Origin of the sequence: Streptomyces sp. NPDC005574 (genome assembly GCF_040605435.1) — a bacterium.
Taxonomy (GTDB): domain Bacteria; phylum Actinomycetota; class Actinomycetes; order Streptomycetales; family Streptomycetaceae; genus Streptomyces.
The window spans coordinates 86,199-95,347 of the sequence record NZ_JBEXCW010000030.1 but is presented as its reverse complement, the minus strand read 5'-3'; the positions used below and the strand labels follow the sequence as shown (position 1 = coordinate 95,347).

Sequence of the window (9,149 nt, the reverse complement as noted above, 5' to 3'; positions counted from 1 at the left end):
TGACCACTACGCCCGGAACCCTCGTCCTCGCCGGCACCCCCATCGGCGACGTCTCCGACGCCCCGCCACGGCTCGCCGAGGAACTGGCCGGCGCCACGCTGGTCGGGGCCAATCTGGCCGACGTAGATCCGGTCGAAGCCCGCGTCGGCGAAGGCGGTCAGCCCGGCGACGTGCTCCTCGACGTCGTCCCCGCACACCACGTTCTCCCGCACCATGTCCTCGGTGACCAGCGGCTCCAACTGCTCGAAGTGCCGCGGGGAAGGCAGTATCTGGGCCATCTCGCCCGGCAGTTGCTCGTTGAACCAGAGCTTGCGGACGCTGCGGACGGCCTCGTCGCGGTCGGTGCCGTAGCAGACCTTGGTGCCGCCGCTCACCGGCTTGGCGCCCCCGCCGCCCTTGCGGAACTGCTCGACCATGGACGCCTCGGGCATCATCGTGACGTAGCCGTCGCCCACCCGCGCCGCGAGTTTCGTCGCCGCGGGGCCGAAGCCCGAGACCTCGATCGGGACGGGCTCGTCGGGCACCGTGTACAGCCGGGCGTTCTCCACCTTGTAGTGCGTGCCGTAGTGGCTGACCTCCTCGCCGGTGAACAGCCGGCGCATCACCTGGATCGCCTCCTCCAGCATCTCCAGGCGGACGTTGGCGGGCGGCCAGACATGGCCGAGGATGTGCTCGTTGAGGGCCTCGCCGCTGCCCACGCCCAGCCGGAAGCGGCCGTCGGTCATCACGGCGGCCGTCGCCGCGGCCTGGGCCACCACCGCGGGATGCATCCGCACGGTCGGGCAGGTCACGGCCGTGCCGATGGGCAGCGACACCGCCTCCGAGATCGCGCCGATGACCGACCAGACGAACGGGCTCTGCCCCTGCGCGTCGTTCCACGGGTGGTAGTGGTCCGAGATCCACAGCGACTGGAAACCGGCCTGCTCTGCCATCCTCGCCTGCTCGACCAGGTCGGCGGGGCCGAACTCCTCGCACGAGAGGAAGTAGCCGTATTCGGGCATGGGGGTACCTCCGGTGACTCCGCGGCGAAGGCGCGTCTGGGGCGCCGCGACGGGGGGCGGATCGGGTCGACGGCCGGGTACCCGGCGTCCGGGGCGGAAACCGGGTCACGTTTGGGCGCTCCGGCCAGGGGGACGCGGAAGGCTCCCGAGCCATGCGACAGCGCCGGGGGCCGACCGTGTGCGGTGCACCCGCCGAGGCCCCGGACCTGTCACGCGATCCGGCGGCGCGCCGGACGCGTCCGCGGAAGGAGATTCATGAACACCGCTGAACTCGTCGAACTGGGACAGCAGTTGCGCGTGGACAGTGTGCGTGCCGCAGCCGCGGCGGGCTCAGGGCACCCGACCTCGTCGATGTCGGCCGCCGACCTGATGGCCGTCCTGCTGGCCAACCACCTCCGCTACGACTTCGAGCGCCCCGACCACCCCGGCAACGACCGGTTCATCCTCTCCAAGGGGCACGCCTCCCCCCTGCTGTACGCCGCCTACAAGGCGGCCGGCGCCCTCGACGACAGCGAACTGCTGACCTTCCGCAAGCTGGGCAGCCGCCTCGAAGGGCACCCCACGCCCCGGCGGCTGCCGTGGGTCGAGACGGCCACCGGCTCGCTCGGCCAGGGACTGCCCGTCGGCGTCGGCATCGCGCTGTCCGGCAAGCGGCTGGAGCGCACCGGATACCGCGTCTGGGTGGTGTGCGGGGACAGCGAACTGGCCGAGGGTTCGGTCTGGGAGGCGGCCGAACACGCCGGACACGAGCACCTCGACAACCTCACCGCGATCGTCGACGTCAACCGGCTCGGGCAGCGCGGCCCCACCCGGCACGGCCACGACCTCGGCGCCTACGCCCGCCGCTTCCAGGCGTTCGGCTGGCACACCGTCGAGATCGACGGCCACGACGTCGACGCCGTCGACCGCGCCTACGCCGAGGCCAGGTCGACGACCGGCCGGCCGACCGCGATCCTCGCCCGCACCCTGAAGGGCAAGGGTGTCGCCGCGGTCCAGGACCGCGAGGGTCTGCACGGCAAGCCGCTGCCGGACGCCGACGAGGCGATCGCCGAACTCGGCGGCCCGCGCGACCTGGCCGTCCGGGTGCAGGAGCCGCCGGCCGCGCGCGTGCTGCACGCCGTACGGACCGGCGAGAACGCGGAGCTGCCCCGTTTCGACCGGGACGGCGACGGCAAGGGCGTCGCCACCCGGGACGCCTACGGGCAGGCGCTCGCCGCCCTCGGCGGCGCCCGCGGAGACGTCGTCGTCCTGGACGGCGAGGTCGGCGACTCCACCCGCGCGGAGCTCTTCGCCAAGGACCACCCCGACCGCTACTTCGAGTGCTACATCGCCGAGCAGCAGATGGTCGGCGCCGCCGTGGGCCTCGCGGCGCGCGGCTGGGTGCCGTACGCCGCCACGTTCGCGTCCTTCCTGACCCGCGCCCACGACTTCATCCGCATGGCCGCGGTCAGCGGCTCCGGCATCAACCTCGTCGGCTCGCACGCGGGCGTCGCCATCGGCGAGGACGGGCCGAGCCAGATGGGCCTGGAGGACCTCGCGATGATGCGGTCGGTGTACGGCTCGACCGTGCTGTACCCGTGCGACGCCAACCAGACCGCGCGGCTGGTGGCGGAGATGGCCGGCCTGGAGGGCGTCCGCTACCTGCGCACCTCGCGCGGCGCCGGCCCGGTCCTCTACGGGCCCGACGAGCGCTTCCCGGTCGGCGGCAGCAAGGTGCTGCGCTCCTCGGAGCAGGACCGGCTGACGGTCGTCGCCGCGGGCGTCACCGTGCACGAGGCGCTGAAGGCCGCCGACGCCCTGCTGGAGGAGGGCATCCGGGTGCGGGTGATCGACCTGTACTCGGTCAAGCCCGTCGACCGGACCACCCTGCGGCAGGCCGCCGAGGAGACCGGCTGCCTGCTGACCGTGGAGGACCACCACGAGGAGGGCGGGATCGGCGACGCCGTCCTCGACGCGTTCACCGACGGGCGTCCCGTGCCGCGGCTGGTGCGTCTCGCCGTGCGGACGATGCCCGGCTCCTCCTCCCCGGACGAGGCACTGCACGCCGCGGGCATCGACGCCGAGTCCGTCGCGGCGGCGGGCCGGCTGCTTGTCGAGGAGGCGGTCGTGCGGTGAGCGGGGACGACACCCGCACGGTGCGGGCCGGGAAGCGGACGGTACGGGTGCACCGGCCCGGCAAGGTGCTCTTTCCCGGCGCCGGGGACGCGAAGGAGTACACCAAGGGCGACCTCGTCGACTACTACCGGGCCGTGGCCCCGTTCATGGTGCCGCACCTGCGCGGCCGTCCGCTGATGCTGGAGCGGCATCCGGACGGCGTCGACGGCCCCCGGTTCATGCAGAAGAACACCCCGGACAGCTATCCGGACTGGATCGCCCGCGTCGAGGTCCCCAAGGAGGGCGGCACCGTCTGCCACCCCGTGTGCGAGGACACCGGCACGCTGCTGTACCTCGCCGACCAGGCCGCCCTGACCCTGCACCGCTGGCTGTCGCGCACCGGGCGGCTGGAGCGGCCCGACCGGATGGTGTTCGACCTGGACCCGGCCGGTGACGACTTCGAGGCGGTGCGCTCGGCGGCCCGGCTGCTGGGCGAGCTGCTCGACGAACTCGCCCTGCCCTCCTGGCTGATGACCACCGGCTCACGCGGTCTGCATGTCGTCGTCCCACTCACCGGGAGTGACGACTCCGACGCGGTGCGCGAGTTCAGCCGGGCCGTCGCCGACACGCTCGCCCGGGCGCACCCGGCCGCGCTGACCACCGCCGCCCGCAAGAAGGAGCGCGGGCAGCGGCTCTACCTCGACGTGGGCCGCAACGCCTACGCGCAGACGGCCGTGGCGCCCTTCAGCGTCCGCGCGCTGCCCGGGGCGCCGGTGGCCACCCCGATCACCTGGTCCCAGCTGGACGACCCGGCCGTCCACGCCCGCCGCTGGAGTGTCGCCGACGCCGTCGAGCAGGCCCGCACCCGGCCCTGGGCCGGTCTTTCGCGCGGCGGCCGCGCCCTCGGACCGGCCCGGCGCAGGCTCGACAAGCTGCGCGGCTGACCCACCCGGTCCGGAAGGTTTGGCGATCGACATCGAGGCCACACGAAGTGGAGAGGTGGCGATGTCGAACACAAAGAACACATCAAACTCTCATGATTCACAGAATTCACCCGAAGAGGACGAAGAAGGTACGGAAGACACCGTGACGGATGACCGGCCCAGCCCCATGGAGGTGCTGCGCGGCGCTCGCTCGCAGCTCGCGGAGCTGACAGGCATGGAACCCGAGAGCGTCTCGTCGTTCGAGCAGACCGCGGACGGCTGGTCGATCGACGTGGAGGTTCTGGAGCTCTCCCGCGTGCCCGACACGATGAGCCTGATGGCGAGCTACCAGGTGGATCTCGACCGGGACGGTCAGCTCACCGGTTACCGCCGTGTCCGCCGCTATGAGCGCGGCCGGTCCGACGCACGCAGGTCCGGCGGCCGCTAGGCCCCGGATCGCGTGCACACCCACACACCCCGAGCCAGAGAGAAGGAGGCACGGTCGGCATGACCGTAGTTCCGGCACAGCAGGGCGGCGGCGGAGGCGGCAGCAGCGGCCTCTACGACGTACTCGAGCTCATTCTCGACAGGGGCCTGGTGATCGACGCGTTCGTGCGGGTCTCCCTGGTCGGCATCGAGATTCTGAAGATCGACGTGCGGGTCGTGGTGGCCAGCGTCGACACCTATCTGCGCTTCGCCGAGGCGTGCAACCGACTCGACCTGGAGTCCGGGCCGCACAAGAGCCCCGGCCTGCCCGACCTGGTCGGTGAGATGACCGAGTCCGGTGCGCGCGGCAAGTCCAAGGGGGCGCTGTCCGGCGCCGCCGAGACCATCTCGGGCGCCTTCAAGGAGGCGCGTGAGGAGAGGCCCGAGCCCCGACCGCGGGCTCGCAAGTCCACGGCCTCCCGCAGCAGGAAGGAGGAGGAGTGAGCACCTACGTCTACGGCATCACGGCCGCCTCGCACCCCGCGCTGCCCGACGGCATGGACGGCGTCGGTGACCCGGCGCGTCCCGTGCGCATCCTCAAGGAAGGTGAGCTGGCGGCCGTCGTGAGCGACGCGCCGGAGGGGCTGCGCCCCAAGCGCAAGGACCTTCTCGCGCACCAGAACGTGCTGAGCGAAGCGGGCGCCGACGCATGTGTGCTGCCCATGCGGTTCGGCAGTGTCGCCCCCGACGACGCCTCGGTCACCCAGGTGCTCGCCGAGCGTGCCGACCACTACAAGGAGCGCCTGGCGACGCTGGACGGCAAAATCGAGTACAACGTCAAGGCCGTGCACGACGAGGAGGCCGTGCTGCACCGCGTGATGTCCGAGAACTCGGAGATCCGCGCGATGACGGAGGCCAACCGGCAGTCCGGCGGCGGCTCCTACGAGCAGAAGCTGCAGCTCGGCGAGATGGTCGTGGCCGCGGTCCAGGCCCGCGAGGCCGAGGACGCGGCCGAGGTGCGCGGCGCCCTGGAGTCGGTGTCCGCCGCGGTGAGCGCGGGCCCCGAGTCCTCGGGGTGGCTGGCGAACGTCTCGTTCCTCGTCGACCGCGGCGAGGCCGAGCAGTTCCTCGCCGCCGTGGAGCAGGTCCGCGTCGCCCACCCGCACGTCGACCTGCGGATCAACGGTCCGCTGCCGCCCTACAGCTTCGTCGAGCCCGGCCCGGCCGAGCCCGCGGGCACCACGATCGGGGCGGACACCGGCAAGGAGTGATCCCGTGGGACTGATCTCGGAAGTGCTGTTGCTGCCGTTCGCTCCGGTGCGCGGCAGCGGATGGGTGATCAAGCAGGTACTGAGTGAGGCGGAGCGCCTCTACTACGACCCGGCCACGGTCAGGGCCGAACTCGGCCAGCTGGAAGAGCAGTTGGAAGCCGGCGAGATCGACGAGGAGACGTTCGACCGACAGGAGGACGAACTCCTGGACCGGCTGGAGATCGGACTGCGCGGTGGCGCGGGGACAGGCGACGGGACGACACGATGAACCGAGTGGGAATGGGCCTCGCCGTAGGGGCCGGATATCTTCTGGGGCGCACGAAGAAACTCAAACTGGCCTTCGCCATCGGCTCGGTGATCGCAGGCAAGCGCCTGAACCTCACCCCGAAGGGGATAGCGGATCTCGCCTCCCAGCAACTGCTGAAGAACCCGCAGTTCAAGGAGATCGGCGACCAGTTGCGCCAGGACCTGCGCGGGGTCGGCAAGGCCGCCTCGGGCGCGATGGTCGAGCGGCAGGTCGAGGCGCTCGCCGACCGGCTGCACGGCCGTACCGCCGACGTACGCGACCAGCTCGCGGGCGTGGTGCCGGACACCGGCCGCGGTTCGCGTGACGAGGACGAAGACGAGCGCGACGAGCGCGACGAGGACCAGGAGCCGGAGGAGGAGTACGACGAGGAGCCCGAGGACTCCGAGGAGGACGAGGCCACCGACGAGGACGAGTCCGACGCGGAGGACTCCGAGGACGCGGACTCCGAGGAGGCCGAGGACTCCGAGGATGCGGACGACGAGGAGCCCGAGCCGCGCCGCAGGCCGGCGAAGAAGGCCCCGGCGAAGCAGTCGCAGGCCCGCAAGGCGCCCGCGAAGAAGACCGCGGCCCGGAAGGCTCCGGCCAAGAAGGTGGCCGCGAAGAAGACCGCGGCCAAGAAGACGGCCGGCAAGAAGACCGCGTCGTCGGGCGGCGCCGCCCGTGATGGCGGACGCCGGACGTCGAAGGGAGGCGGTGAGCGATGAGTGACACGCTCGGATCGGCCGGCAAGGCCACCGACAAGGCCAAGAGCAACCCGCTCACCGACATCGCCAAGAGCGAGGCGGTGGACCGGCTCAAGGGCGAGGCGCAGGACTACCTCGCCGCCCAGGCACAGCGCCTTCTGGTCGGGGTGGGACACAAACTCGGTGAGACCACGGGCAAGCTGAACGACATCGCCGAAGGCAACAGCCCCGGCTTCGCGAAACTCGCGCTCGACGGCGGACGCAAGCTCGCCGAGGGCAAGGGGCCAATGCGCAGCGCCCTGGAGGTGGGGGCGAGCCACGCAAAGGACAAAGTGATGGGCGCTCTCAAGAATCTCGGCGGCGGCAAGGGCAAGAACAAGAGCAGCTCGGGCAACAAGCCCACCGTCATCATCGAGCACATCGACGTGGGCGTGCCGCTGCGCACGGCCTACGACCAGTGGACCCAGTACCAGGACTTCAGCACCTTCGCGAAGGGTGTCAAGAGCGCCAACCGCGCCGACGACGTCACCTCCGACTGGCAGATGAAGATCTTCTGGTCCACCCGCAGCTGGAAGGCGCACACCACCGAGCAGGTGCCGGACCAGCGGATCTGCTGGACGTCGGAGGGCGCCAAGGGCACCACGAAGGGCGTCGTCACCTTCCACCGGCTCGACGACAACCTCACCCGCGTGCTGCTGGTGATCGAGTACTACCCCAAGGGCCTGTTCGAGAAGACCGGCAACATCTGGCGCGCCCAGGGCCGCCGGGCCCGGCTCGACCTCAAGAACTACGCCCGCTTCATCTCGTTCAAGAACGAGGCGGAGGACGGCTGGCGAGGCGAGATCGAGGACGGCGAGGTCACCCGCAGCCACGAGGACGCGGTCGCGGAGGAAGAGGAGGAGCAGCAGCAGGAGGGGCAGGAGGACGAGGAGCAGGACGAGGAGCAGGACGAGGCCACCGCGGAGGACGGCGAGGAGGAGGCCGCCGACGAGGAGGAGCCCTACGACGAGGACGAGGAAGAGGAGTACGACGAGGACGCCGAGGAGGCTCCGGCCGCCGAGGACGAGAGCGGCGAGGACGAGGAGGAGCCGGAGGAGGAAGAGGAGCAGGAGTACGAGTACGCCGACGGTGGTAGCCGGCGATGAGCATGGCAGGGCGCATGCCCGAGCCCTACGGGCAGGGGGGCGGCGCCAACCTCGCCGACATCCTGGAGAGGGTGCTCGACAAGGGGATCGTCATCGCGGGCGACATCCGTATCAACCTGCTCGACATCGAACTCCTCACGATCAAGCTGCGGCTCATCGTCGCCTCCGTCGACAAGGCGAAGGAGATGGGCATCGACTGGTGGGAGGACGACCCGGCGTTGTCCACCCGGGCCCGCCGCGACGAACTCTCCCGCGAGAACGCCGAGTTGCGTGAGCGGCTGGCCCGGCTGGAGCCGGACCGGGCGAAGCTGGAGTCGCATCGCGAGACGAAGGAGAAGGAGCAGGAGGAGCCCGGATGACCGGTCTGCGGTACGTGTACGCCGTCTGCCACCCGCTCGGCGCGCCCCTCCAGGCGCAGCTGACCGGCGTGGCGGGCGCCCCGCCCAGGCTGCTGACCCACCACGGTCTGGTCGCCGTCGTCAGTCATGTGCCGGAGGGCGACTTCGCCGAGGAGGCGCTGCACGCCCACCTGGAGGACCTCGACTGGCTGACCGACACCGCGAGGGCGCACCAGGGCGTGATCGACGCCCTCACCGTCGTCACCACCCCGCTGCCGCTGCGGCTCGGCACCGTCTTCCGGGACGACAGCGGCGTACGCGTGATGATGGAGGAGCGGGAGGCCGACTTCCGGGACACCCTCGACCGCCTGGCGGGGCGGGTGGAGTGGGGCGTCAAGGTGTACGCGGAGACGGAGCCCGAGAGGGCCGCCCGGCCGGCCGCGAAGCCGGCGTCGGGCCGGGACTACCTCATGCAGCGGCGTCAGCACGCCCGGGCCAGCGACGACCGGTGGCAGAAGGCCGAGGAGTTCGCGAGCCGGCTGCACGCCGAGCTCTCCTCCTTCGCGGAGGACGCCCGGCTGCACGCGCCGCAGAACCCCGCGCTGTCCGGCGCGTCGGGCCGCAACGTGCTCAACGCCGCCTATCTCGTGCCGCGCGAGGCGTCCGAGGAGTTCGTGGAACTCGTCGACCGGACGAAGGACGACGTCCCGGGGTTGCGGGTGGAGCTCACCGGGCCCTGGGCGGCCTACTCCTTCGCGGGGGACTCGGGGGCCGGGGCATGACCGTCGTGGAACGCCGGGAGATCGCCCTCGTCGACCTGCTCGACCGGCTGCTCGCCGGCGGGGTGGTCATCAAGGGGGACATCACCCTGCGCATCGCGGACGTCGACCTCGTCCGCATCGACCTCAACGCGCTGATCAGCTCGGTGAACGAGCAGGTGCCGTCACCCTGGGGGAACTGA

The 9,149-nt window shown here is 71.4% G+C and carries 12 protein-coding genes; 11 read left to right on the top strand and 1 reads right to left on the bottom strand.

All coding sequences use genetic code 11. The features are described from left to right. The coding region (locus tag ABZT03_RS21005) for a TIGR03557 family F420-dependent LLM class oxidoreductase (RefSeq protein ID WP_356041421.1) at window positions 1-1,001 on the bottom strand (1,001 nt) is incomplete at its 3' end. 255 nt (window positions 1,002-1,256) lie between these two features. Between ABZT03_RS21005 and ABZT03_RS21000 the strand changes: the two genes are divergently transcribed. The 11 genes from ABZT03_RS21000 to ABZT03_RS20950 all read left to right on the top strand — a co-directional run bounded on the left by ABZT03_RS21000 (window position 1,257) and on the right by ABZT03_RS20950 (window position 9,149). Continuing rightward, on the top strand, window positions 1,257-3,116 hold the full coding sequence (locus ABZT03_RS21000; protein ID WP_356041420.1) for a transketolase: 1,860 nt from the start codon (window positions 1,257-1,259) through the stop codon (window positions 3,114-3,116). Beyond that, window positions 3,113-4,039 (top strand): non-homologous end-joining DNA ligase, encoded by a 927-nt coding sequence (ligD, locus tag ABZT03_RS20995; RefSeq protein WP_356041418.1) that lies wholly within the window; start codon window positions 3,113-3,115, stop codon window positions 4,037-4,039. The genes ABZT03_RS21000 and ligD overlap by 4 nt, the downstream gene beginning before the upstream one ends. Before the next feature lie 61 nt (window positions 4,040-4,100). Continuing rightward, the gene (locus ABZT03_RS20990) at window positions 4,101-4,466 is read left to right on the top strand and encodes a gas vesicle protein (protein ID WP_356041426.1); all 366 of its coding nucleotides are present in this window, start codon (window positions 4,101-4,103) and stop codon (window positions 4,464-4,466) included. Between the two features lie 59 nt (window positions 4,467-4,525). Next, window positions 4,526-4,948: a gas vesicle structural protein GvpA gene (locus tag ABZT03_RS20985; protein ID WP_356041416.1), complete on the top strand. Its 423-nt coding sequence runs from the start codon at window positions 4,526-4,528 to the stop codon at window positions 4,946-4,948. Beyond that, window positions 4,945-5,715: a GvpL/GvpF family gas vesicle protein gene (locus tag ABZT03_RS20980; protein ID WP_356041415.1), complete on the top strand. Its 771-nt coding sequence runs from the start codon at window positions 4,945-4,947 to the stop codon at window positions 5,713-5,715. Before ABZT03_RS20985 ends, ABZT03_RS20980 begins: the two co-directional genes overlap by 4 nt. A 4-nt stretch (window positions 5,716-5,719) precedes the next feature. Beyond that, window positions 5,720-5,983: a gas vesicle protein GvpG gene (locus ABZT03_RS20975; RefSeq protein ID WP_356041414.1), complete on the top strand. Its 264-nt coding sequence runs from the start codon at window positions 5,720-5,722 to the stop codon at window positions 5,981-5,983. Continuing rightward, complete coding sequence (locus ABZT03_RS20970) at window positions 5,980-6,726, top strand: DNA primase (RefSeq protein ID WP_356041413.1); 747 nt, start codon at window positions 5,980-5,982, stop codon at window positions 6,724-6,726. The genes ABZT03_RS20975 and ABZT03_RS20970 overlap by 4 nt, the downstream gene beginning before the upstream one ends. Further along, on the top strand, window positions 6,723-7,850 hold the full coding sequence (locus ABZT03_RS20965; RefSeq protein WP_356041412.1) for an SRPBCC family protein: 1,128 nt from the start codon (window positions 6,723-6,725) through the stop codon (window positions 7,848-7,850). Before ABZT03_RS20970 ends, ABZT03_RS20965 begins: the two co-directional genes overlap by 4 nt. After that, entirely contained in the window at window positions 7,847-8,209 is a 363-nt protein-coding gene (locus tag ABZT03_RS20960) for a gas vesicle protein (RefSeq protein WP_356041411.1), read from the top strand. Before ABZT03_RS20965 ends, ABZT03_RS20960 begins: the two co-directional genes overlap by 4 nt. Next, entirely contained in the window at window positions 8,206-8,970 is a 765-nt protein-coding gene (locus tag ABZT03_RS20955; protein ID WP_356041410.1) for a GvpL/GvpF family gas vesicle protein, read from the top strand. Before ABZT03_RS20960 ends, ABZT03_RS20955 begins: the two co-directional genes overlap by 4 nt. Further along, window positions 8,967-9,149 carry a gas vesicle protein gene (locus ABZT03_RS20950; protein WP_356041409.1) on the top strand — a complete coding sequence of 61 codons (183 nt, stop codon included), beginning with the start codon at window positions 8,967-8,969 and terminating at the stop codon, window positions 9,147-9,149. Before ABZT03_RS20955 ends, ABZT03_RS20950 begins: the two co-directional genes overlap by 4 nt.

Coding starts and splice junctions, on each gene's coding strand:
- ABZT03_RS20970 (WP_356041413.1), top strand. CDS start 5,980: ATGAACCGAGTGGGAATGGGCCTCGCCGTAGGGGCCGGATATCTTCTG.
- ABZT03_RS20950 (WP_356041409.1), top strand. CDS start 8,967: ATGACCGTCGTGGAACGCCGGGAGATCGCCCTCGTCGACCTGCTCGAC.
- ABZT03_RS21000 (WP_356041420.1), top strand. CDS start 1,257: ATGAACACCGCTGAACTCGTCGAACTGGGACAGCAGTTGCGCGTGGAC.
- ABZT03_RS20990 (WP_356041426.1), top strand. CDS start 4,101: ATGTCGAACACAAAGAACACATCAAACTCTCATGATTCACAGAATTCA.
- ABZT03_RS20985 (WP_356041416.1), top strand. CDS start 4,526: ATGACCGTAGTTCCGGCACAGCAGGGCGGCGGCGGAGGCGGCAGCAGC.
- ABZT03_RS20960 (WP_356041411.1), top strand. CDS start 7,847: ATGAGCATGGCAGGGCGCATGCCCGAGCCCTACGGGCAGGGGGGCGGC.
- ABZT03_RS20955 (WP_356041410.1), top strand. CDS start 8,206: ATGACCGGTCTGCGGTACGTGTACGCCGTCTGCCACCCGCTCGGCGCG.
- ABZT03_RS20965 (WP_356041412.1), top strand. CDS start 6,723: ATGAGTGACACGCTCGGATCGGCCGGCAAGGCCACCGACAAGGCCAAG.